Source organism: Veillonella sp. (genome assembly GCF_018381775.1).
Taxonomy (GTDB): domain Bacteria; phylum Bacillota; class Negativicutes; order Veillonellales; family Veillonellaceae; genus Veillonella.
Map to the genome: position 1 here is coordinate 15700 of NZ_JAGZRH010000007.1, position 25651 is coordinate 41350.

19 protein-coding genes are annotated in these 25651 nt (G+C 37.5%); 13 read left to right on the forward strand and 6 right to left on the reverse strand.

The genetic code is table 11. The annotated features are described in order from the left end of the window. Positions 1 to 20 precede the first annotated feature (20 nt). The 6 genes from metG to KH109_RS05545 all read left to right on the forward strand — a co-directional run bounded on the left by metG (position 21) and on the right by KH109_RS05545 (position 9472). On the forward strand, positions 21 to 1967 hold the full coding sequence (metG, locus tag KH109_RS05520) for a methionine--tRNA ligase (RefSeq protein WP_295216585.1): 1947 nt from the start codon (positions 21 to 23) through the stop codon (positions 1965 to 1967). After that, positions 1967 to 2737, forward strand: coding sequence for a TatD family hydrolase (locus KH109_RS05525; RefSeq protein ID WP_213467035.1), 771 nt, complete (start codon positions 1967 to 1969; stop codon positions 2735 to 2737). Before metG ends, KH109_RS05525 begins: the two co-directional genes overlap by 1 nt. A gap of 111 nt (positions 2738 to 2848) precedes the next feature. Further along, complete coding sequence (gene ppx, locus KH109_RS05530; RefSeq protein WP_295216589.1) at positions 2849 to 4396, forward strand: exopolyphosphatase; 1548 nt, start codon at positions 2849 to 2851, stop codon at positions 4394 to 4396. Beyond that, positions 4396 to 5961, forward strand: a complete 1566-nt coding sequence (locus tag KH109_RS05535) for a phosphatase (protein ID WP_295216592.1) — start codon at positions 4396 to 4398, stop codon at positions 5959 to 5961. Before ppx ends, KH109_RS05535 begins: the two co-directional genes overlap by 1 nt. Further along, positions 5951 to 8068, forward strand: a complete 2118-nt coding sequence (ppk1, locus tag KH109_RS05540; RefSeq protein ID WP_295216595.1) for a polyphosphate kinase 1 — start codon at positions 5951 to 5953, stop codon at positions 8066 to 8068. The genes KH109_RS05535 and ppk1 overlap by 11 nt, the downstream gene beginning before the upstream one ends. Before the next feature lie 426 nt (positions 8069 to 8494). Continuing rightward, positions 8495 to 9472, forward strand: coding sequence for a 3D domain-containing protein (locus KH109_RS05545; RefSeq protein ID WP_005387109.1), 978 nt, complete (start codon positions 8495 to 8497; stop codon positions 9470 to 9472). Positions 9473 to 9723: 251 nt separating this feature from the next. Here KH109_RS05545 and msrB read toward each other — a convergent pair whose 3' ends face one another. From msrB to KH109_RS05560, 3 genes are all read right to left on the reverse strand, one after another. Beyond that, positions 9724 to 10662, reverse strand: a complete 939-nt coding sequence (gene msrB, locus KH109_RS05550; protein ID WP_295216598.1) for a peptide-methionine (R)-S-oxide reductase MsrB — start codon at positions 10660 to 10662, stop codon at positions 9724 to 9726. Continuing rightward, positions 10663 to 11784, reverse strand: a complete 1122-nt coding sequence (locus KH109_RS05555) for a 5-methyltetrahydropteroyltriglutamate--homocysteine S-methyltransferase (protein ID WP_295216601.1) — start codon at positions 11782 to 11784, stop codon at positions 10663 to 10665. It lies immediately after the preceding gene. 297 nt (positions 11785 to 12081) lie between these two features. Further along, entirely contained in the window at positions 12082 to 13023 is a 942-nt protein-coding gene (locus tag KH109_RS05560; protein ID WP_295216605.1) for a LysR family transcriptional regulator, read from the reverse strand. 104 nt (positions 13024 to 13127) lie between these two features. Here KH109_RS05560 and rnmV point away from each other — a divergent pair, with 104 nt between their 5' ends. Further along, on the forward strand, positions 13128 to 13655 hold the full coding sequence (gene rnmV / locus KH109_RS05565) for a ribonuclease M5 (RefSeq protein ID WP_295216608.1): 528 nt from the start codon (positions 13128 to 13130) through the stop codon (positions 13653 to 13655). Positions 13656 to 13668: 13 nt separating this feature from the next. Next, entirely contained in the window at positions 13669 to 14523 is an 855-nt protein-coding gene (gene rsmA, locus KH109_RS05570) for a 16S rRNA (adenine(1518)-N(6)/adenine(1519)-N(6))-dimethyltransferase RsmA (protein ID WP_295216611.1), read from the forward strand. Between the two features lie 122 nt (positions 14524 to 14645). On the opposite strand, the gene KH109_RS05575 is transcribed toward rsmA, so the two are convergent. Both KH109_RS05575 and KH109_RS05580 read right to left on the reverse strand, forming a co-directional pair. Beyond that, on the reverse strand, positions 14646 to 15893 hold the full coding sequence (locus tag KH109_RS05575) for a sodium/glutamate symporter (protein WP_295216614.1): 1248 nt from the start codon (positions 15891 to 15893) through the stop codon (positions 14646 to 14648). Positions 15894 to 16255: 362 nt separating this feature from the next. Beyond that, positions 16256 to 17851: a peptide chain release factor 3 gene (locus tag KH109_RS05580; protein WP_295216618.1), complete on the reverse strand. Its 1596-nt coding sequence runs from the start codon at positions 17849 to 17851 to the stop codon at positions 16256 to 16258. A gap of 176 nt (positions 17852 to 18027) precedes the next feature. Between KH109_RS05580 and KH109_RS05585 the strand changes: the two genes are divergently transcribed. Continuing rightward, complete coding sequence (locus tag KH109_RS05585; RefSeq protein ID WP_295216621.1) at positions 18028 to 20337, forward strand: DNA topoisomerase 3; 2310 nt, start codon at positions 18028 to 18030, stop codon at positions 20335 to 20337. 40 nt (positions 20338 to 20377) lie between these two features. On the opposite strand, the gene KH109_RS05590 is transcribed toward KH109_RS05585, so the two are convergent. Beyond that, positions 20378 to 21676 carry a DEAD/DEAH box helicase gene (locus KH109_RS05590; RefSeq protein WP_295216624.1) on the reverse strand — a complete coding sequence of 433 codons (1299 nt, stop codon included), beginning with the start codon at positions 21674 to 21676 and terminating at the stop codon, positions 20378 to 20380. A gap of 551 nt (positions 21677 to 22227) precedes the next feature. On the opposite strand from KH109_RS05590, the gene KH109_RS05595 reads away from it, so the two are divergent. The 4 genes from KH109_RS05595 (at position 22228) to KH109_RS05610 (ending at position 25645) form a co-directional block, all read left to right on the forward strand. Continuing rightward, the gene (locus tag KH109_RS05595; protein WP_012864145.1) at positions 22228 to 22458 is read left to right on the forward strand and encodes a FeoA family protein; all 231 of its coding nucleotides are present in this window, start codon (positions 22228 to 22230) and stop codon (positions 22456 to 22458) included. Between the two features lie 12 nt (positions 22459 to 22470). Then, positions 22471 to 24840, forward strand: coding sequence for a ferrous iron transport protein B (gene feoB / locus KH109_RS05600; RefSeq protein ID WP_295216630.1), 2370 nt, complete (start codon positions 22471 to 22473; stop codon positions 24838 to 24840). A gap of 230 nt (positions 24841 to 25070) precedes the next feature. Beyond that, positions 25071 to 25277, forward strand: a complete 207-nt coding sequence (locus KH109_RS05605) for a FeoB-associated Cys-rich membrane protein (protein ID WP_295216633.1) — start codon at positions 25071 to 25073, stop codon at positions 25275 to 25277. Positions 25278 to 25384: 107 nt separating this feature from the next. Continuing rightward, positions 25385 to 25645 carry a DUF6110 family protein gene (locus tag KH109_RS05610; protein ID WP_005376730.1) on the forward strand — a complete coding sequence of 87 codons (261 nt, stop codon included), beginning with the start codon at positions 25385 to 25387 and terminating at the stop codon, positions 25643 to 25645. The last annotated feature ends 6 nt before the right edge of the window (positions 25646 to 25651 follow it).

The following is a 25651-nucleotide window of genomic DNA, read 5'->3' on the forward strand; positions in this document are numbered from 1 at the left end:
AGGTTAGAAGGAGGCTCATCATGGGAGACACAAAAAAAACGTATTATATTACGACACCAATTTATTATCCAAGTGCTAAGTTGCACATTGGTCATACGTATTGTACATCTGTAGCTGATACAATCGCTCGATTCAAGCGTTTGGCTGGTTATGATGTACGTTTCTTGACTGGTTCTGATGAACATGGTCAAAAAATTCAACGTGCTGCAGAAGCGCAAGGTATTACACCTCTTGAATACACTACGAATATCGTAAATGGCTTTAAAGCATTATGGGAAAAGATGCATATCTCCAACGATGACTTCATTCGTACCACTGATGAACGCCATGAAAAGGTAGTGCAAGAACTCTTCACAAAAGCTTATGAAAAAGGCGATATTTACAAGGCTGAATATGAAGGTTGGTATTGCACACCGGACGAAACATTTTGGACAGAGCAGAAGCTAGGGCCTAATAATACTTGTCCGGATTGTGGTCGCCCTGTAGAGCGCGTTAAAGAGGAAAGTTATTTCTTCAAACTCGGTAAATATACTGATCAATGGTTGAAATTTATCGAAGAAAACCCTGATTTTATTCAACCTGAATCTCGTCGTAACGAGATGATTCAATTCGTAAAACAAGGTCTTGAAGACTTGGCTGTTTCTCGTACATCCTTTGACTGGGGTATCAAGGTACCATTCGATCCTAAACATGTTGTATATGTTTGGTTCGATGCATTAGTAAACTATATTAGTGCACTCTCTCCATTTGATGGGGATGGCGAATTATACAAAAAATACTGGCCAGCAGATCTCCATTTAGTAGGTAAGGAAATTGTACGTTTCCATACAATTATTTGGCCTATGATGCTCATGAGCCTTGAGTTGCCATTGCCTAAAAAGGTATTTGGTCACGGCTGGATGATCGTTGACGGTACAAAGATGAGTAAATCTTTGGGGAATGTTATTGACCCAATTCCATTGATCGATACATATGGTGCCGATTCTTTGCGTTATTATTTATTAAGTGAAATTACGCTTGGCAATGATGGTAACTTCACATTGCCTAATTTCGTTACAAAAATCAATGCGGACTTATCTAATGACTTAGGTAATTTGTTGAATCGTACCATTGCCATGATTGAAAAATACCATAGTGGTGTGATTACAAAATGCGATGATATGGATGATTTGGATCGTGATGTTTCCACATTGGCTGTTCAAACGACAAAAGATTTTGAAGCAGCTATGGAAAATATGGAGCTTAATAAAGCTATTAAGTCCGTATGGGCCTTTATTGGTCGCATGAATAAATACATTGACGAAACAATGCCTTGGGTATTGGCTAAATCTGAAGAAGCTCATGATAAAGCACGCTTGCAATCTGCTATGTATCACTTGGCAGAAGCATTGCGTATCATTGCCATCTTAGTAAGCCCTGTTATCCCTGTAGGTGCTCCAAAGATTTGGGACCAATTAGGCCTTCCGGGCTTTAGTGATGCTACATTAGAAGATGCTAAAACTTGGGGCGCATTGACAACAGGTACAAAGGTTGTAAAAGGCGATCCTATCTATCCACGTTTTGAAATTCCTGAAATGGTAGAAGTAGTTGCGAAAGAGGAAGTTGAAAACTCTGTAGATACATCTAATATTCCACCATTAAAAGAAAATATTACATATGATGACTTCGAAAAACTTGATCTTCGGGTTGCAAAAGTTGTAAGTTGTGAAAAGGTTCCTAAGTCTAAGAAGTTGTTGAAGTTTGTATTGGATATCGGCATTGAAGAACGCACAGTATTAAGTGGTATCTCTCAATATTACGAACCAGAAACTATGGTTGGTAAAAAGGTAATTTACTTGTCTAACTTGGCTCCTAAGAAGATGATGGGCATCGAGTCTTATGGTATGATTTTGTCCGCATCTGATTGGGAAGAACATTTAGAAGTAACAAATATCGAATCTTTACCAGCAGGAAGTGTGGTTAAATAATGAAACTCTTTGATACACATGCTCATGTGAATGACGGTCGTTTTGATAATGACCGCGATGAGATGTTACAAGCCTGCTTTGATGCAGGCGTAGAATACATTATGATTCCAGGGGTAGATAGAGGTACTGTTGAATCAGGACTAGCTTTAGCAAAACAGTATGACCGATTATATGCCGCTGTAGGTACACATCCTCATGAGTCTAAAGATTTTACAGAAGAAGACTATGAGTTCTATAAGGATCAAGCCCTTAACAACGATAAGGTCCGCGCTATAGGTGAAATTGGATTAGATTATTACTATGATTTTTCTGACCGTGAAACACAGAAACGCGTATTCATTCGTCAATTAGAGCTTGCTCGTGAAGTAGATTTGCCAATTATCATTCATGACCGCGATGCGCACGGGGATATTATGAATATCTTGCGCAATGAAGGTAAGGATAATTGGGGCATTTTCCACTGTTATTCTGGTAGCTGGGAAATGGCAAAAGAAGCTATTAAATTAGGATTCTACATATCCTTTGCGGGCCCTGTGGTATTCCCTAAGTCTACAAACCTTAAAGAAGTAGCTAAACAAGTACCATTAGATCGAATTCTTATTGAAACAGACTCACCATATTTGACACCACCTCCATTTAGAGGCCGTCGCAATGATCCAAGCAAAACTCAATTTGTAGCAGAGGAAATTGCAAGTCTTAAAGGCATTGATGTTGATGAGTTTTCAGAGATTGCCTATAATAATGGTAAACATGTATTTGGTATTAAATAACTAGAATAATAAATTATAAAACGCGATTCTCCCATATCGGTGAGAATCGCGTTTTTCTATGGTATACTTAAGTATATTCATACTGAACTATAGTAAGTCGAGGTTAGTAGCATGAAACGTATTGCATTTATAGATTTAGGATCCAACTCCGTTCGTTTTGTCATTTATGAGATTTCTAAGACCGGTAGTTATCGACTCATATATCAAGAAAAAGAAAGTGTCCGTTTAAGTGAAAATATGTGGGGCACTCATGAGTTAACGAAAGAGGCAATGGAGCGTTCTTTGCGCGCATTAAAAGGCTTTGTTCATATGGCGGATGCTATGGAGGTAGATACCATAAAAGCTGTTGCTACGGCTGCAGTACGTCTAGCTAAAAATGGAGATGCTTTTATTCAAGCTGTAAAAGAACGAACTGGCCTTAATTTAGAATGTATTGCTGGTGAGGAAGAGGCTCGCCTTGGGTTCCTTGGGGTTATTAATACGATTGGACTCAAAGATTTTATTATCTTTGACTTAGGTGGTGCTAGTACAGAGGTAACGCTAGTAAAAAATCGACATATCGTGAAAGCTGTTAGCTTACCTATAGGGGCTCTAACTTTAACGGGAACCTATCAAAAAGGTGATGAGTATACTCCTAAAGAACTAGAAAAGATGACGAAGGCCGTAAAGAAAACCATTAAGGAACATACGTGGCTACAAAATATAAAACTACCTCTATTAGGTATAGGTGGTACAGCTCGTAATATTGCTAAAATAGACCAACGTAAGCTATCATATCCTATTACGAAACTACATAATTATGAGCTACCATATCATAGATTTCACGAAATCTTGGAAGATGTAAAAGGTAAATCCTTAGAGGCTCGTAAAAAAATTAGTGGTTTATCATCGGACCGTGCAGATATTATCATTGCAGGACTTACTATAGTGGATGAACTATTTAACTATGTAAATACTAAGACACTCGTTGTGGGCGGTTGCGGTTTACGGGAAGGTTTGTTTTTCGATTATTATGGAGAGAATTATTTAGGCGGAAATTCAATTATCGACGATATTTTAGTCCACTCTGCAGAAAATGTACTGCTAGGTATGACAAAGCATGAGCTAGTGCATGCTAAGTATATTACGAAATTAGCTACCACTTTGTATGATGCATTAGAGCCACTTCATAAGGCGGATAAGAATTTTAGACGATGCTTAATCGCAGCGGGATTATTGCATGATATAGGCAAACGAGTTAACTATTATAGTCATGCCCGCCATGGTTGTTACATGTTAGTTAATAGTAATTTATATGGCATTTCCCATGTGGAACAAGCTTTTAGTGCATTTTTAGTGATGAACTCTCATGGCTTGACGCCAAAGGAATATAAAAATTTCTTGTATGGTAAATTATTAGATCAAGAGCAACGCTTATTAGGGCAAAAACTTTCCATTATTTTAGCCATAGCAGAGGCTCTTGATGAAAGTCATGAACAATTTATTAAGCGGTTAGAGGTAAATATTAAATATACCAGTGTAGTTATAAAGGTATTTTACCTAGAGGGACGCGATGTAAGTGTCACAAAAACTGCTGTAGAAAAGCTTTCAAAATCTTTCAAAAAGGAATTTGAGAAAACATTAGAAATAGAGTGGCATGAATCTCGTAAGGAGGCATAATGGCATTACCAAAAGCATTACGATATGCGGTGTTACATGTGGGCTCCAGTAGCATGAGCATTACCATATTAGAATATAAAGGCATAGACGATGTACGTGTTATCGATTATGCAGCGCGAGAAGTAACCTTTGGGGAAGAATTATTTCAAACCTCTCGGTTGAGTTTTAAAACAATTGAAGAAATCTGTCATATTTTAAAAGGATATAAACAATTAATGGCCGATTATGGCGTGACTCGTTCCAAACTATATGGTACGACAGTAATACGTGAGGCTGCTAATCGTCGTAGTATTTTAGACCAAATTTATATTCAAACAGGTATGCGTGTTGAGGTCATCGATATGCCGAAAGAGGTATATTACAAATACGCCTTGCTATATTACAAGATGACACATCAATACCATCTAACTGATCCTACAAAGGCTACATTATTCTTAGATATTACATCTGGTGGGGTCGGTTTAACAGTTTGGCGTGGTGAAAGCTTACTGTTCCAACGCAATATGCATAGTGGTTCCTTACGTGTTATGGAGTCATTTAATCGAAATCAACGATCTTCTATATCATTTCCAAGGGCTATCACGGAATATTTACATCGTATGATTGGACCACTCCGTGAAGAACTACAAACCTTTAATATTGATAGTATTGTCTTATCTGGTGACGAAGCGCAATATATGACTCATTTAATGGGACAAGAAAATAATAAAGAAGATATCATTACTGTTGAGCCAGAACGATTTAAAGGTCTTATAAATTCTTTTGATGGTGTAACTGCAACAAAGTTGATGAACCGTTATAAATTACCTGAATATAAGGCTAATATTTTAATGCCTACCATGATTTTGTTTAATGAAATTATTACGGCTATAGGGCCGAAATCATTAATTTTTAGTAGCTTTTCATTCTCTCAAGGTATTAGTTGGTTCTATGGGGTAGAGTCAGAGAATAATCCATTTATGTATCAGTTGCGGGAGCAAAATGCACAGTTAGCACGTGCTGTGGCCGCAAGATATCATACAGACCGTATTCATGATGCGGAGGTAGAAAAGTTTAGCGCTTTATTCTGTAAAGCTTTACGCCATAAAGGCTTACCGGAACGATGGGGATATTTATGTAGTATAGCTGCCATTCTTTGCTCGGTTGGCAAGTTTGTAAATTTACGAAATCATGGAGAGCATGCCTATCATATCGTAATGGGAACCGATATATTTGGGCTTTCAGAAGAAGAAAAACAAGTAGTAGCTAATGTTGTATATTACCACTACAAGGGAACACCAAATGATGACGATGCGTATTTCAATGCATTAACAGAATTACAAAAAATTCAGGTTACAAAGCTAGTAGCAATTATTCGTGTGGCTTGTGCACTCGATGCGGGGAGCAATCAAAAAATCTCTGATGTAACATTGGAAGAAAGAGATAATGTACTATATGTATTCTGTCGTACTAATGAGGATATCTCCCTAGAATGGTGGACCTTTAATCGAGATTCTGAATACTTTACAGAGGTATTTGGTATGGAAATCATACTAGTAAGGGGAGGGAATCGTCATGTTCAATAATGCAAAGTATTATTTTAACCGTGAATTGTCTTGGTTAAAGTTTAATCAGCGCGTCCTATTAGAGTCTATTGATACAAATACTCCTTTATTAGAACGACTCCGATTTATTGCCATTGCTAGCTCTAATTTAGATGAGTTCTTTATGATTCGCGTAGCTGGTTTACGCCATCAAGTTGTGAATGGCATTGTTAAGTACGATGCTGCTCATATGGATGCTAAGGCACAGTTAAAGGCTATTGATGAATCTGTACAACGTCTCGTATCGATGCAAAGTACGTATTTGAACAACGTACTGACTGAGCTTGAATCATATGGTTTCTATTTTACTGAACCCGATCAGTTAGATGTAAAATCAAAAGCTTGGTTACGCCATTATTTTGAAGAACATATTTATCCTGTAGTAACACCATTGGCTGTTGACTCTGGTCATCCATTCCCATTTTTAACAAATCATACGATTAATGCTATTGTGCGTATCTTTCAAATACAACCAGATGGTACTAAGGATTATAAGATTGCTATCTTGCCAATTCCATCTGTACTCGATCGTATTATTGAAATCCCAAGTCGAGGGAATAAGGAACATCGATTTGTTTACCTAGAGGATGTCATTACATATTACGCAAATCAGTTTTTCCAAGGTTATGGTATCGAAGATTATATGGTGTTTCGAATTACTCGTGATGCGGATTTAGAAATCGATGAAGAAGAAGCCACAGATTTGCTATCGGAAGTAGAGGCATCTTTGCGTCGTCGCCGTCGTGGTGATGCGGTACGATTAGAGGTGTGCGGTGAGGTAAAGGATAATTTATTAGACTTTGTGCTTACTAGTGTTGAATTAGAACCAAAGGATGTATACCGTATAGATGGTCATCTTGATTGTCGTATGTACTTTAATTTCTGTAACTATCCAGGCCTTGACCATCTTCGTTATGTGCCATTTGAACCTAAACTACCTAGTGAATTAGTTAATCATGAAGGTGAAAGTCTATTTTCTGTTATTGGAAAACAAGATCTTTTCGTCCATCATCCTTTTGAGTCTTTTGGTGTAGTAGAACAATTTATTGCACAAGCAGCTACAGATCCAGATGTGCTCGCTATTAAACAAACCTTGTATCGCGTAAGTGGGGATTCTCCAATTATTGCATCCTTGATTAAGGCTGCGGATAATGGGAAGCAAGTAACTGTACTTATGGAGGTTAAAGCGCGCTTTGATGAAGAGAATAATATCCATATGGCACGCCGCTTAGAAAAGGCAGGTTGTCATGTAATTTATGGTTTGAAAGGTCTTAAAACTCATTCCAAGATTACCATGGTTGTGCGCAGAGAGGATGCAGGTATTAGACGTTACGTTCATTTAGCTACAGGTAACTATAATGGTAAGACGGCTCGAATGTATACGGACTGTGGTATATTTACGTGTAACGATGAATATGGCGATGATGCATCTCGTTTCTTTAATTTAATTTCTGGCTATTCCGATCCTCCAATTTGGAATAAATTTATTGTGGCCCCTTTAAATTTGCGGGAAAAAATAATGGAATTAATTGACCGTGAAATAGAATTTGCTAAACAAGGAGAAGAAGCATATATTATTGGTAAAATGAATTCCTTGCTTGATAAAGAAGTTATTGCTAAATTATATGAAGCCTCTACTGCAGGTGTTCGCATAGCTCTTATAGTTCGTGGTATTTGTACACTAAGACCTGGTATTGCAGGTGTCAGCGATAATATAACGGTACGTTCAGTGGTAGGACGATTCTTGGAACATCATCGTCTATTCTATTTCCGAAATGGGGGAAATGAAAGTCTATTCTTATCTAGTGCAGACTGGATGCCAAGAAATTTAAATGAACGTGTAGAACTTATGATTCCTATTGAAGATAAACAACATAAGGAACGCGTTAAAGGTATATTGGATTTATATTTAGAAGATACCTTAAAAGCTCATATTATGAGAGCCGATGGTTCATATCGTAAAATTAATGACCGAGAACATCCAATTTCTGCTCAAGAAGAACTTATGAAAGAGGCTATTGCCTATGAGCATAAGGAGTCAATGACCGTAATTGAGCGTTTACAACCAATGTTTAAGATGAATAAATAATGAAATTCACACGTAGTGTTGAATGATGAATTTTAATACATTTTCATGATAGTGAAAAAGCCTGTTTTTACAGGCTTTTTTACATGTATATATATTTGAAAATGAGATAAAAATGAAGTTTCGGGATGTGTAGAAAAAATTGGTAACAATTCAAAAACACATAAAAATACAATTTATATTATAAAAAAAACTAACATACTATATATAGTAGTGGTATCGTATATATGTACACAATTCGGAATATATTGTATAGTATTTAAAAATATCAATATGTGCGTATACAGTGGACTTTTGCAAAAAATATGGAAAATATAATAACTTAAAATCCAGTATTTATAAGCGTTTATGTCTTATTGTTAACCCATGGCGTTTGACAGGTTATATCTATCTGTAGTAGAATGGTTACATTACAGGAGGGATTACAATATGAGAATTCATAAGACACACAAACGATATATTTCGTCTGTTGTTGCAGGATTGATTGTAACAGCTGTAACTATGACAGGTTTTTCTTATAATGATAAAACTGTTACCGTTATGGTAGATGGTGCAGCACACACTGTTAGAACGCATTTAAATTCTAACGAAGGTATCGTACGCGATGCTGGGGTTAAATTAAATCCAAATGATAAAGTTATTTCCAGCTCAACATCTGTTCAAAATGGTACAACATTAACTGTTGTACGTGCCATTCCAGTTTACGTAACTGTTAATGGTAAAACTAGAGCTGTTTTCACTACAGAAACAACTGCACAAGGCGTTGCTAATGAACTTGGTTTTAAAATGCCTAACTATGCCGTAGTAGGTGATGCAAATGGTTCTGTATTAAGTGGCACACATATCACAATTGCACAAGTAACAAGCCGATCCTTGTCCACCGTAGATCAAGAAATTGCTATTCAAGTAATTCGACAAAAAGATGATACAATGGCACAAGGTGAAGAAGAGGTTGTTCAAGTTGGTCAACCTGGTTTAGAACGTGTACAACGTGAGACATTATATAGTAATGGTACGGTTATTAAGACAAATGACGTATCTAAAGTAACACAACGCGAAATGGTACCTACTATTATTAAAGAAGGTACTCGTGAAGTGACTACATCTCGTAATATAGCTGGTCGCTCATCTCGTGCTATCGTAATGGAAGCTTCTGCTTACCTTGCTGGCGATGGTGATGGCGCTGGTATTACAGCTACTGGTGTACCTGCAGTACGTGGTATTGCAGCTGTTGACCCAGATGTTATTCCATTAGGCACACGTTTATTTATTCCTGGTTACGGTGAAGCTATTGCGGCCGATACAGGTGGTGCTATTGTGGGTAATAAAATCGACCTTGTAATGGACTCTTACGGTGAGGCTATGGACTTTGGTCGCCAAGACGTTACAGTGTACGTTCTAGACTAAATAAAACGATTTGAGGATATATCAATAGATATATCCTCTTTTTTATTTATGATTATATATAACAATTTTACGGCCTTGAATGTTACGTTATTTTGACCGCTTATATTAAAAGTAATAAGACCGGTAATATTCGAGAACATATGATAGCTTATATTTACACTATATCTTTTCGTTTATGTACTAGATTGTTGTAAATTGTGTCAAAATACTAAAAAAAAGACGACTTATATTTGTAAGTCGTCTTTTGACATTTAATCTTCAATATACGGTAAGAGATATTCGTATTTTGTGCCTTTTAACTCTTCTTTAGGAATAAAGGTTAAGGCAGATCCATTGATACAGTAGCGAAGGGCGCCATTAGGTCCATCTTCGAATACATGGCCTAAGTGAGCATTGCCAATGCGGCTACGCACTTCGATACGATTCATACCATGTGAGTCGTCTTGATAGTATTTAATGACATCTTTAGCGATTGGTTTCGTGAAGCTAGGCCAACCACAGTGAGATTCGAATTTATGAGCAGAAACGAAGAGGGGTTCTCCCGTAGTGATATCTACGTAAAGGCCTGCTTTGAATTCATCAGTTAGCTCATGGCTGAAAGGCGCATCTGTAGCAGAGTTTTGTGTAACTTCGAACTCTTGCGGAGCTAAAGCCTTAAGATCTTCTTCGGAAGGCTTGTTATATGCGTTGTCATCTATAAGTGGTTCATTGGATAGGCCTAGTGGAATATGACAATAGCCATTAGGATTTTTATCTAAGTAATCTTGGTGATATTCCTCAGCAGAGTAGTAGTTTGATAGAGGTAATACTTCAATAGCAAAGGGTTTACCTTCGAAGGATTGGGCACGTGCTAATGTACTTTCAATAATAGGCTTGTCTGCTGTATCGGTATAGTAGATACCAGTTCGATATTGAATACCTACGTCACCACCTTGTTTATTAACACTGAATGGATCAATAGCACGTAGGAAATATTGAATCAAATGGTCCAAAGAAAGTGTGTTTGCATCGTAGGTCACCTTGAGGGCTTCTACGTGGCCACTATTGTGACATACATCTTCATAACTTGGATTTTCAGTAGGGCCATTGGCATAGCCTACTTCGGTGGAAAGGACGCCTTTGATTTTTCTGATGTATCCTTGTAGGCCCCAGAAACAACCGCCTCCTAAATATATAGTGTGTTCACTCATTTAATCACCCCAAACTTCATGAGCTATTTCTTTAACTAATGCCAGTTTAGCCCATTGTTCCTCTTCGGTCAATTGGTTGCCGATTTCACAAGATGCAAAGCCGCATTGCGGGGATAAGCAAAGTCTTTCAAGAGGAATATATTGGGTGGCCTCTTGAATACGTTTTTTAATAACTTCTTTATCTTCTAATTCTGGACGTTTAGATGTAATAAGACCTAATACGACCTTCTTATTAGGAGATACCTCACGCAATGGCTCAAAGCCACCGGAACGATCATCATCAAATTCTAAGTAATAAGCATCTACATTTTCTTTCGCAAATAGGATTGGTGCTACTGGTTCATAACCGCCACTAGCAGCCCAAGTAGAGTTGTAATTACCACGGCATACATGAGTTGTGAATGCTAGGTCATGAGGTCGGCCTTCTAAGGCTAAATTGTTAATGCGTAAGTATTTGGCTGTTTCTCCTTCAATAGTTACACTTTTATCTTTTTGACGACCAGTCCAATAGCCGTGGTCACAGCACATACCCCAAGTACAATCGTCAAATTGAATGTTGCGGCAACCTGCCTCATAGAGGTCTTTAATTACTTGACGATATGCAGCAGCAATATCTTGAATTAACTCTTCTAAGTCAGGATAGAAAGAGCGTGTTGTAATGCCATTATCTTCGCGGAATAATTCAGCTAAGAATTGAGATGGAGCAGGAATGGTTTGACGAGCTGTAGTATGTTCGTCTTCAAATTGTTTTACAAATTTAAAATATTCAACGAATGGATGGTTTGTGCCTGTAATTTTTCCAGTAAGGGCGAGGGAACCTGGCGCTGTTTCTTGACCGACGAATTTGTAACCGTGTTCCAGTTCAATTTCTTTTACGCCGTTAAATCCCCACATGAAATCTAAATGCCAATAAGCACGACGAAATTCGCCATCTGTAATAACAGGAAGGCCTGCAGCCTTTTGTTTTTGAATGAGGTCTGTAATGAGACGATCTTCTACAGCTGTTAGTTCTTCCTTAGTAATATTTCCTTTTCTAAAAGCTTCACGAGCTTCTTTTAATTCTGCTGGACGTAGGAAAGAACCTACGATATCAAAATGGAATGGTGCTAATTGTTTGGACATAATGTTAATCCTCCTTATATAAACGGTAAAACCGATAATTTCGATAGGTTTATTATAACGAAGTATGACTATATGTAAAAATATCAATATATTGAGGTTGGATATAGCTTAAAGCTATATAGGTATGTAAATTTATCTATTAAGTTATATCAAGGTATAAAAAAACACTCTCTGAAATGAGCTACATCCTAAAATTGTGTTCAATTTTGGGGCAGTTCATAAAAGAGAGTGCTTTCATATACTATTTAATTCGTCTAGAACTATTAAATTGTACAGCTCTATTAATACTATAACTTTCTAATTATTTTTATCGTCTGGCAATTGAATATGTCTACCGTAGTTACCAACATATTGTTCTAAAGCTTGGATATATTCTTGACCTAAGCGACTACGATGCATTTTGTTATTTGTAATGTAACCGATATGCATTAAACCTTCCTCTGCAAGAGGTACAGAAATTATATTTTCACCGTTTACTTCCTCATCTATTACGCCACTAGATACGGTATATCCATCTAGACCAAGTAATAAACTGAAGAGGGAAGCCCGATCGCGTACACGAATATGTTTTGGACGGACAACGGTACTAAAAATCTCTTCAGAGAAATAGAAGGAATTGTGATCGCCTTGTTCGAAAGAAATATAAGGATATTCCTCAAGTTCATCCATAGACACTACATCCTTATTTGCTAATGGATGGTTTTTACCAATAAAAATATGAGGATGAGCAGTAAATAGTTCTGTAAAGGTTAATTCATTAGTGTGAATTAATTTTTCTAATACAGGGCGATTAAAATCATTATAATAGAGCAAACCGATTTCGCTCTTCATATGAGCTACGTCATCGATGATTTCATAGGTCTGTGTTTCTCGTAAGGATACATCATATTGATCAATGCCTGCACCCTTTAAAAGCTCTACAAAGGCATTTACTGCAAAGGAGTAATGTTGTGTAGAAACAGAAAATTGCTTTTTACCACCGCTTTGGCTTTTGTATTGCTCTTCCAATAATGCAGCTTGTTCTAGTACTTGGCGTGCATAGCCGAGGAAACGTTCCCCTTCCTTAGAAACAGTAATCCCTTTATTGGTGCGGTCAAAAATGGTAATACCCATTTCCTTTTCCAATTCTTTAATGGCCTTTGTCAAGCTTGGTTGAGAAACGAAAAGTCTCTTAGCAGCCTCACTAATACTGCCTATATTTGCAATTGTTGTGACATACTTTAGTTGTTGTAAGGTCATAATGGCCTCCTTTTATATATTACACTACTTATACTACTCGATTATAAGTATTTAAGCAACGTTATATATGTGTTACAATGTACTAATAGAATAAAGGAGGACCTATGCTTAAACAAGTCATCGTGGTAGAAGGAAAATCTGATATACAACGTATTGCACAAGCTGTGGAAGCAGACTGCATTGCGACAGAGGGTTTCACACTCCGTAAAGGTGTTATTGATATGATTCGCGTAGCCTATGAAAAAAGAGGTATTATCATATTAACAGATCCTGATACAGCAGGGGAAAGAATTCGTCGTGTATTAACAAAAAAATTCCCTAATGCTCAGCATGCTTTTGTTCCTCGTGATGAAGCTTTTGCGAATGATGATATTGGCATAGAACAAGCATCGCCTGAATCCATTAGAAAGGCACTATCTACATTACATGTAGAATCTTTGGAATCATCCAACGAATTTTCTACGGTGGATTTAGTTCGTCATGGACTTTCAGGTATGCCAGATAGTGCTGCTCGCCGTGCGATTATTGGTGCTAAGTTAGGTATTGGTTATGGCAATGGCAAGCAGTTCTTATACCGCTTAAATCATTATGGTATAAGTCGAGATGCTTTTGAAGAGGCTGTGAATAGTTAAAATAGGAGTTAAGATGTTAGAATCAGTAATTGCAAGCCCTGAGGTAGTGCATTATATATGTAAACGCTTCGATATTAAAATGAGCAAGAAATTAGGGCAGAACTTTCTTATTAAACGCGGCATTGTTGATGAAATAGTACATGCTGCAGAATTGACACCAGGTGAACCTGTACTAGAGGTAGGTCCTGGCATCGGTACATTGACACAGGGGTTAGCACAAAGTGGGGCAGATGTAACGGCCATTGAACTAGACCGACGTTTATTAGAGGTTTTAGACACTACTTTGTCCTCCTATGATAATGTACGTATTATTCATGGCGATGTGTTGAAACTTGATGTACCATCCATCATGAATCATAAACCATTTAAGGTGGTTGCCAATTTACCATACTATATTACAACACCTATTATTATGTCTCTATTAGAAAGTAAATTACCAATCGAGCGCCTTGTTGTAATGGTACAAAAGGAAGTTGCCTTGCGAATGGTAGCTAAGCCAGGTACAAAGGATTATGGTGCATTATCTGTAGCTGTTCAATATTATACTGAACCGGATATTGTGCTTGATGTACCACCTAAATCTTTCTTGCCAGCTCCAGCGGTAACGAGTTCTGTCATTCGCTGCGTATTACGAGATAAACCACCTGTTGATGTGATTGATGAGAAACTATTTTTCCGAGTTGTGAAAGCGGGTTTCGCGCAACGACGTAAAACCTTTGCCAATACGATGAAGACAACGGGATTATCAAAAGATAGAATCGAAGAGCTATTAGCAAAAGCAAATATCGATGGTCAACGAAGAGGGGAAACATTTACCCTTCAAGAATTTGCCGATGTAGCTAATGCGTGGGCTTCTTTAATTAAATAGTATAATGTAAAAAGAGCTTATTAGATTGATAATATCATTCTAATAAGCTCTTTTAAATTAATCAGCTCTTATTATGCTAATAAGTTTTTTGCATAAAAAAGGACCCGAATGGGTCCTTTTTATTAGTAAAGAATGCCAGCCATTGTTGTAATTAGGAAAGCATTAGCAAAGTCGATTAAGAATGCACCTACCAAGGAAACTACGAGCCAAGCACGAGGGGATGGACCATGTTTACTTGCTAAGGATAACATATTAACCAATGCATTTGGTGTAGCACCTAAGCCGAAGCCGATGGCACCAGCGCCGAGCATAACAGCATCGTAGTTGCGACCAAAGATGAAGTAGATAAGGTATGCAAATACACAGATAAGTACCATTTGCGCTACTAAAATAGTAATCAATGGTAATGCAAGATCGATTAATTGAACTAGTTTCAAGCTGTTAATAGCCATTGTAACGAATAAGGACAATGCTACGTTAGATACTGCATCGAGAGCTGCATCATTGATTTTGTAAGCTTTAGTGAAGTCACCGAAGTTACGAATTACAGCTGCACAAATCATGGCACCGATGTATGCAGGTAGTGGAGTAAGGATAGACAAACCAGCACTTACGATAGTACCGATACCTAGAGCAAGGCCAATCCACATACAGATTGTTAAAAGATCTTGAGCATTGAATTGTTTGCCACCATTTTCAACGTGATCTTCGATCATGTCGATGCCTTCATCTTCCATTAACTCAGGATTTTCGTATGGTGTTTTAACTTTGTGCATTTTAATAATGCGTTCGCCTACAGGAGCACCGAGAATTGTACCAGCAACCATACCGAATGTTGCGGCTGCAACCGCTGCGGATGCTGTACCAGGGATACCAAGTAATTGTTCGTAGTATGGACCAAAGGCACCAGCCGTACCAAGACCACCGATCATAGATACGGAGCCAGCCATAATACCGATGATTGGTTCAATGCCTAAAGCTTTAGCAATCATAATACCTGCAGTATTTTGAACAACAATCCATACAGCACAAGCTAGGAAGAAGAATACAATAAAGATACCGCCTTTTTTGAGGACTTTCAAGGAAGCCATTAAACCAATAGTGGTAAAGAAAGCGAGCATTAAGAATGTTTGTAGGGAGCCTTCGAAGGTAATGTTCAAAATCTTGTAGTAAGAAAGAATAGCAGTTAAAAACGCAAAAGGCAAAGCCCCTACAGCTGGTGCAGGCATACACATACGTTGTAAGAACTTGGAATGTTTGTTAATCCAAGTACCAATGAATAACGTGATTACAGCAAGGCCTACAGTTTGGATCATGGACAGTTTTAAAGTCCATACATCGTTGACTAATGCTAAGTCAATAAGTGGCATAAAATCACTCCTTTAAAATAAAAAATAAAACTATATTTTATGGTATCATGAATGGTCGAAAAAGACTATAGAATATATAAGGTATAATAATTATATATTATTTATTTTCAACACTCACAACAACATTAAAACCATTTAGTTATTATATATCTATAATTAGATATATGTCTTTTATAATACATTTATATTATATACAAAAATACGAGAAAGTAATAGTAAAAATCACTTCTTTACATAATCATACTATATGTATTCGACTAAATTCTGTGATATTCCTGCCTATTATAAAAAAATAAACTGGAATATATTTCTAATTTTTATATATTGAGAAATATATTCCAGTCAATAACAGGGAAGCGTTTCTATAGTTCGTGATGAAGTTTTGGGGTTGTTAAGAATGTAACATCAGGATTACGTTCCTGAACCCAACCCATTTGCCACTCATTGGAAATGAGGACTACGGTGCGATCTCGATTATCCTTAACAATCATCGCATTATCTACCCCTTTTAAAGAAGCGATATCTACGTCACCATCAATCCAACGAGCAACACTGTATGGCAATGTATTATTTAATAAATCAACACCATATTCATTTTTTAAACGGTATTCCAGAACCTCGAATTGAAGCATACCTACAGCGCCAACTACGAATGAATCAAGAGCACCTGGTTGTTCAAAGATTTGAACAGCGCCTTCTTGGGCTAATTGGGTCATCCCTTTTTGGAACTGCTTACGCTTCATAGTATCTTTTGGGGATACGCGGGCAAAAAATTCTGGTGGGAACACAGGGAAGTCACCAAAGGTTACCTTGTGTTTTTGAGCACATAGTGTATCACCTACACCCATTGTACCAGCGTCAAAGACACCGATAATATCTCCTGGATATGCATCCTCTACGATGGTACGTTCTGTAGCTAAAAACTGTTGAGGCTGAGATAGACGAATCGTTTTATTAGATTGGCGATGCAATACGGACATGCCCTTTTCGAACTTACCAGAGCAGATACGCATGAATACGATACGGTCATGGTGGTTAGGGTCCATATTCGCTTGGATTTTAAATACTAAGGCAGAGAAGTCTTCGCTTGTAGGTTGGACCATTTCTTCCACAGCTTGTCGTGGAGCAGGGGACGGAGCAAGTTCTAAGAATTTTTCTAAGAATGGCTTTACCCCAAAGTTAGTCATAGCAGAACCGAAGAACATAGGTGTTAATTCGCCTGCACGAACCTTATCAAAATCGAATGGATCGCCAGCAACGTCTAATAATTCAATATCATCAAGCAATGCTTGATATACGTCGTCACCTAATAATTCTTTCATGCGAGGATCAGTCAAAGCACCTTTTTCAGAGGCTAACTTTTCTTGACCATGTGTTTCGTCTTTTGCGAATAGCTCGATAGTTTCGTGCTCTCTATCGTATACGCCTTTGTATTCACCGTTTATACCAATTGGCCAGTTCATAGGGCATGTACGAATGCCAAGAACATTTTCGATTTCTTCCATCAAGTCAAATGGGCTGCGTCCGAAATGGTCAATTTTATTTACAAATGTAAAGATAGGAATACCGCGTTCTTTAGATACGGCAAATAGTTTTTTCGTTTGCGCTTCGACACCTTTTGCTACGTCAATAAGCATGACTGCACTGTCGGCAGCCATTAATGTGCGGTACGTATCTTCGGAGAAATCTTGGTGACCAGGGGTATCAAGGATATTGACACGACAGCCATCGTAATCGAATTGCAATACGGAACTCGTTACAGAGATACCACGTTGCTTTTCGATTTCCATCCAGTCAGATACGGCGTGTTTTGCCGTTTTACGAGACTTAACGGACCCCGCCAAGTGAATAGCACCACCGTATAAAAGTAATTTTTCTGTTAATGTAGTTTTACCCGCATCCGGGTGAGATATGATAGCAAACGTACGACGACGTTGCACTTCTTCTAAAAATGTCATAGTTCACCTCTATTGTTTCGTTTGTAAAAGCCTTGTCTTATTATATAACTTTCACATCATTCATATCTTTAAAATTATACATGATTTTGGTAGTTATGACCACTAAATTGTAGTATAATGAGATTTCAAAGAGCGGCTTAGGGGAATAGCCGTTATTTTATGTTAAGGAGGGGACCATGCGGTTATTTATTGCGGAAAAGCCATCCATGGCTCGCGAAATTAGTAAATGCTTGCCGGAAAATAAGAATATCCAAAAACGGAATGGCTACTTTATCCAAGGTGATGATGTGGTGACATGGGTTGTAGGTCACGTATTACATCAAGCAGAACCGGGTGATTACGATGATAAATATGTTCGCTGGCGCCCTCAAGATTTACCTATTGTGCCTGATGAGTGGAAATTACTGGTTACGGATAGTAGTCGTCAACAGTTTGAAACGGTGAAAGACCTTATCGGTAAAGCTGACACTATCGTTAACGCCGGTGACCCGGATAGGGAAGGGCAATTGTTAGTTGATGAGGTTTTATATTATGTAGGAAATACAAAACCTGTACAGCGAATTTTATTAAATGCATTGGACGAAAAATCTGTTCGTGCAGCTCTTAACGATTTGCGAGATAATAAAGACTTTCACAATTTATATCAATCTGCACTGGCCAGAGCGCGTGCAGACTGGCTTATTGGAATGAACCTATCTCGCGCATATACCTTATCTGAACGATATAAAGGTAATAAGGTGACCTTGCCTATAGGTCGTGTTAAGACTCCAACGTTAGCATTAGTAGTTCGTAGAGAACGTGAATTAGCCGCATTTAAACCGGTCGATTATTTTACACTAAAGGTTTTATATAACCATCCAAATGGTGTGTTCTGGGCTACGTGGCAACCTACAGATGAACAAAAGGGGCTTGATCCAGATGGTCGTCTCATAAATAAGGCTATTGCAGATGAATTGGTTGAGCGCTTGCAAGCTGGTCCAGATGGTATCATTAAGGCGGTTACAAAATCTAAAAAGAAAGATGTACAACGCCTACCATTATCCTTGTCATCTTTACAGGTATTGGCTGGTAAAGCATTCTCCTATGATCCGCAAACTGTACTTGATACAGCTCAGAAATTATATGAGAAAAAGTTGACCACGTATCCTCGTTCTGATTGTGAATATTTACCACCAAATCAGTATGGCGATCGCAATGCTATCCTCAATAATTTGCAGAATGCTGGAGATGAAAGGTTAGCACAATGGGCTACAGATGCTGATCGTTCTATTAAGAGCCGCGCATGGAATGAAAAGAAAATTACCGCCCATCACGCAATTATTCCTACTACGGTAGCGTGTAATATAAATAGTTTGTCTCGTGAGGAGCGCAATATTTACTTCCTCATTAGTCAGGCTTATATTGCTCAATTCTATGGTGAGCACGTGTATGAACAAACTAAAATTGTAGTGGAACAATGTAAGGAAGAGTTTGTTGCTAATGGTCGTGTAGTTATAGACGAAGGATGGAAGTTGCTTTATAAACGACAAAAGTCCAAATCGGTGACAGATAATGATGAACCTGATTTAACTGATGAACGTGGTGCAGAATCTGACTCTAAAAAAGAGGCTATTGAAGAAACGGATCATTTGCCGGCTGTTAAGAAAAATGATTCCGTTCTTTATACAGATTCCTCTGTAGAGGCGAAACAAACAAAACCACCATCTCGTTTTACACCATCTACATTGTTGCAAGCGATGAAGGAAATTCATAAATTTGTAAAAAACGAAGATTTGAAAAAACAGTTAAAGGCTGTATCTGGTATAGGCACAGAGGCGACTCGTGCTAATATTATTGACGAACTCATCAGTCGTGGTTTTATGAAAACTTTGGGGAAGAAGCAAGTTCTATCACCTACTGAAACAGGCTATCTTTTAGTAGACGCATTGCCTGATGAATTGTTGTATCCTGATGAAACGGCAGTTTGGGAAGAACGTTTGGCCCTCATGAGTGAAGGGGAGGATACATTGGATTCCTTCTTGTCTGATCAAGTTAAGTTTTTACAGTTATTGATTGATAAGCTTAGCTTTGATAAACAGGTAAACTCTGGTCAAATGATGCCAAATGTAGTTCGCACGATAACGAATCAAAATCGTAAACGACCTATGGATAATGAAAATGTAGACTTATCTACTTTGCCTATATGTCCGAAATGTAATAAGGGTCATATGCAACAGCGTAATGGTAAATATGGTGCTTTTTTAGGTTGTACTAATTATCCAACTTGTAAACATACGCAACCAATCGGTGGAGATATTTCAACAGGTGAAAGTAATATCACTCTATCTGAAGAAGATAAGCAATATAAATGCCCACGATGTAAAGAAGGATATTTTGTTAAACAAGAGTCAAGAGGGCGAATTAACTGGGTTTGCAGTAATCGATCTCAATGTAAAACACAATGCTCTGATGTGAATGGCACGCCAAGTATTTATGCGAACAAATAAAAAAAGACGCGTACAGATTAATCTGTACGCGTCTTTAGTTTTATCTGCGTTTACCACGACGTCCAGTTTGAGAAGTAGAAGTGCGGCGTTGGCGTGTATTAGCACCTTTGTGGCCACGAGCTTTGTGCGCCTTAGCCTTAGTAGCTTGATAAGAGCTACTTACTTTTGGTTTACCAGAAGATTTTGCACGTTTTGGCGCAGCACTTGCATTACCTTTAGTCTTAATTTGTCCATCTTTAGTGTATTTAGTAAGCGTTGCCTGGATGGCGCGCTCAATACGTCGTAGCCAAGATTCATCCTGTGGTGTGGCAAATGTAACAGCTACACCGGAATTACCGGCACGACCAGTACGGCCAATACGATGGATATAGTAATCTACGTCGCGTGGTACGTCGTAGTTATAAACATGTGTAATGCCTTCAATATCGATACCGCGAGCTGCAATATCTGTTGCTACTAAGATTTGTGTCTTAGCTTTTGCAAAATCGCGCAATATTTGAGTGCGGCGACCTTGTGTTAAATCGCCATGCATTTCAGCAATATTTAGGCCTGCAGCAGTTAATTCATAGGATAAGCGAACTGCACCTTCACGTTTATTACAGAAAACAATGGCCAAGAATGGATTGTCTTCTTCAATCATTTTGATGAGGCGTTCTGTTTTTTCCTCTGGATTCATCATGTATACACGTTGATCAATAGATTCTAATGTAACATGCTTACCTTCTGCTGTTACAGAGGCTGGTTTTGACATATAAGCTTTTGCAAGGTTTCTAATCTTATCTGGGATTGTTGCAGAGAATAGTAAAAGTTGTCTATTAGCATCTGTTTGGCTGATGAGATTTTCAATATCCGGTAAGAACCCCATGTGGAGCATTTGATCGGCTTCATCGAGTACGACACGACGAATACAATCTAGGTGAAGTGAACCACGCTTAGCATGATCTAATAGACGGCCAGGCGTACCTAAGATAACTTGAGGGCGACGTCCTAATTGTTGTAGCTGTGCTTCAATCGTTTTGCCACCGATAAGAGGGAGGATATCCACATTTAAAATGGTACCTATTTCTTTTGCTTCGTCAGAAATTTGTTTTACTAGTTCTCGCGTAGGTGCAATGATAAGTACTTGTTCTTGATGAACATCTGTGTGAACCCGTTGAAGAATAGGTAATAAGAAGGCTAATGTTTTGCCTGTGCCTGTTTGAGCTTTTGCTATAACATCATTCCCTTTGAAAACTACAGGAATGGCTTGTTCTTGAATTGGAGTGGGCTCCTTGATACCTTGTTTTTGAAGGGCTTGGATGAGCTCATCGCAAACACCTAGAGATTTAAAAGATTTCATGGATCGTCCTTTCTATAATACATATTATATTAATTATACCTTATGCATATAGTAGGGGCAAATAAAATGAAACTTTATATAAGAGGCTAATGTTATATGACACTATGGTAGGCCTGTAAAGTTAATTTGAAATAATTAAAAGTGCTATCAATTGATAATAAATTGATAAATGACGATATATATGGATATTTATGAGAATAAAAAACATTAAAATATTCATGTTTAAATAAAATTTTAATATTTAATTGAGAATAATTAAATTATTAATAATGATAATCTTAGTAGTGTTTCTTATTTTGTGGGGGCGATTATGATTTGTGTTGGTTCGTAAAAAGCTATACCCTACAGGGTTTATTTTGATTAATGATAAAATAATTCGCATATTTAATATGAGAAAAAAGTATATATATGAGATAGAAAATTACTATAAAAATGATAATAATTGTTGAAATTAATGATTTATTTGATATAATAATTTAAGATATTAATACGCATTATTATTTGGTGTGTTTAATATGAGGTTGTTAGGTACAATAATTAGGAGGTGTCGTATGGCTATCAAGAAATTGAAGGACATGAAGCCTGGTGAATCTGGCGTTATTAACGCTCTTCATGGCAGCGGTAATGTTAAGCATCGTTTGGTTGACATGGGTCTTGTACACGGTACGAAAATTCATGTCATGAAATTTGCTCCGTTAGGCGATCCGGTGGAAATCAAAGTAAAAAACTTTGAATTAGCACTTCGTAATAGCGAAGCGGACATGATTGATGTAGAGGTTTAATAGGAGGTTCACATGGCAGAAAATGGGCAAATTCGCATTGCCTTAGCAGGTAACCCTAACTGTGGTAAGACTACAATGTTTAACAATATCACAGGGGCGAAACAACACGTTGGTAACTATGCCGGCGTTACAGTAGAAAAAAAAGAAGGCTATACGAAATTTGATGGCCATGAGTTATTGTTTATTGACTTACCAGGTACATATAGCTTAACTGCACGTTCTTTGGATGAATTGGTAGCTCGTAATGTTATTGTAAATGATAATCCTGATGTTATCGTTAACGTACTTGATGCATCTAACTTAGAACGTAACTTATATTTAGCTGCACAATTAGTGGAACTTGAAAAGCCAATGGTTATCGCTCTAAACATGGCGGACGTTGCTGAAGATATGGGTATCAAATACGACCTAAAAAAAATGGCAGAAATGACAGGGGCTACAATTGTTAGCACAGTAGGTCGTACAAACATTGGTACAAAAGAGTTGCTAGCAGCAACAGTTAGTGTAGCTGCTTCTCAAAAAGCTCCTGGTGTAACAATTAACTATGGTGATTTGTTAGAAGGCAAAATTAGTGAACTTGTAGAAGAACTAAAACAAGCTGGTACTGTTACATATCCACTTCGTTGGGTTGCTGTTAAGTTGTTAGAAAAAGATGCGGACGTTATTGGCAAAGTTATGCGCTTTGAAAATACAGAAACTGTTATTGAAAAAGCGAAAGCGATTCGTGAAGAAATCAAAGATCAAGTCGATCTTGATGTAGTATTCCAAGAATATCGTCACCGCTTCGCAGTAGAAGTATATAATGCATGTTTAACACAGGCTCCTACACAATTAGAAACGCGTTCTGACCGTTATGATAAAATTTTGACTCACCGTATTCTTGGTTTGCCAATTTTTATGGTTGTAATGTGGTTACTATTTAACTTCGTAAATACTGTAGGTGCTATTCCTCAAACTTGGATTGAAGATGGCTTTACTGCATTACAAGCATGGGTTGTAACAGTTATTCCAGAAGGTCAGTTACAATCACTTGTTTCTGATGGTATCATCGCCGGTGTAGGTGCTGTATTATCCTTCATACCATTAATTCTATTATTATTCCTTGGTATCTCTTTCTTGGAAGATACAGGGTATATGGCACGTGCTGCCTTCGTTATTGACCGTGTAATGCGCGCTTGTGGTTTACATGGTAAATCGTTTATTCCTTTATTATTAGGTTTTGGTTGTTCCGTACCATCCGTAATGGGTGCACGTATCCTTGATAACTACAAAGATCGTATGGTAACAATCTTAATTACTCCATTCATGAGTTGTTCTGCACGCTTACCTGTTTATACTTTGTTTGCAGCAGCATTTTTCCCTCCTGAATGGGCTGGTACTGTAGTATTTGGCGTGTATGCATTAGGTATTGTATTTGGTATCGTATTTGCTAAAATTTTCCGCAAATATTTATTTGCTGGCGAAGCAGAACCATTTGTAATGGAATTGCCTCCATATCATTTACCAACTTTAAAAGCTACATTAACTCATATGTTTGAACGTGGTATTATGTACCTTAAAAAAGCAGGTACTTTCATCCTTTCTGCTTCCATCCTCGTATGGTTCATCACAACATATCCAATGGATGTGGAATACTCTAAAGATTATGATGCATTGCATGATCAAGTAGCTCAAACATATGAAATGAAAGATGCTGAAACTTTGGCTCATTTTGGTATCACTACAGATGAACAAAAAGATCAAGTTAATGAAATTGTAGATAATATGAAATCTACTGTAGCAGATGCCACTACACAAGCAGAGGGTGCTGGAGAAGCTGCTCCTGAAATCGAAGTAGAAGATGATTCTGAAGCACCTGAATTGTTCAATGACATTAAAGAACAAAATGAACAATTATTCCCAGTAGCATGGTCTATGTACAAAAATAGCGTTAATTTAGATGATGAAAATCAAAAAATTGACCAAGAAAAAAATTCTGAAAAATTGGAACAATCCTATGCTGCTATGTTCGGCAAAGCAATCAACCCAGTTCTTAAACCATTAGGCTTTGACTGGAAAATCGGTGTATCTCTTGTGGCTGGTTTAGCGGCTAAGGAAGTTGTTGTATCTACATTGGGTACTATCTATGCAGTAGGTGGCGATACAGATCATCCTCAAGCATTGACTGATTACTTACAAAATGATCCACACTTTACACCATTGATTGCATTAACATTAATGCTATTCATCTTGATTTACCCTCCATGTATCGCAGCGTTAGCAGTTATTAAACGCGAAACTGGTTCTTGGAAATGGATGCTATTCATGTTCTTCTATGAAAATGCTTTCGCATGGATTGCATGCTTTATTTTCTACAATATCGGTTTGGCACTAGGTTTCTAATTAAAGCGTAGCTAATCACTATGGTTTACATTCCTTAGATACCTAGAACTAAATTGTATTGACATAATGTGATTTAATTATAGAAAAAATTAAAATAATTCTTGCCAATTATCATTATTTATGGTTAAATGATAATGAGAAAAGGGAAATATCCAAATATATTGCTTTTAACTCATTTATCATATATCAATTTGTGAAAATTTGGTGGATATTGAGAAAGAGGTATAGTAATGGATAATCTTGTTATAGGACTCATAGTGATATTAGCATTGGCTTATCTTGGTACAAAAATTTATAAACAAGTGTCTGGTAAAGGTGGCTGCGGCTGTGGTAGCGGTGGCTCCAAGTCTGGCTCTAAAAAATCTTCTGGTTGCGGTAGTAGCTGCAGCTGTGATGGTTCCAATAAAGCACTAGGCATTAAACGTACCGCTAAGTAAGCTAATACGAATTCTGAATTTGAATGAGGGGTCTCTATAATGGGCTCCTCTTTTCAAATATAGTAAGTAAATTTTTTATATATTTATTAGTAGAAAGGGATATTATCATGTTCAACTTCAACCAAAACAATCTTAAAAACGCTAACTTATTCGCAGCAGGTCTTGCATTGGGTACTGTAGGTCTTAAAGTGTTAACTTCCAAAGACGCAAAAAAAGTATATGCTGGTATCGTAGCAGCTGGTCTTCGCGCTAAAGAAACTGTATTAGAAACAGCTGAAAAAGTACAAGCATCTGCATCTGATGTATTGGCAGAAGCTCAAGAAATCAACGAAGCACGCAACGAAGAAATCTTTGAAGAAAACAAATAATAGAAG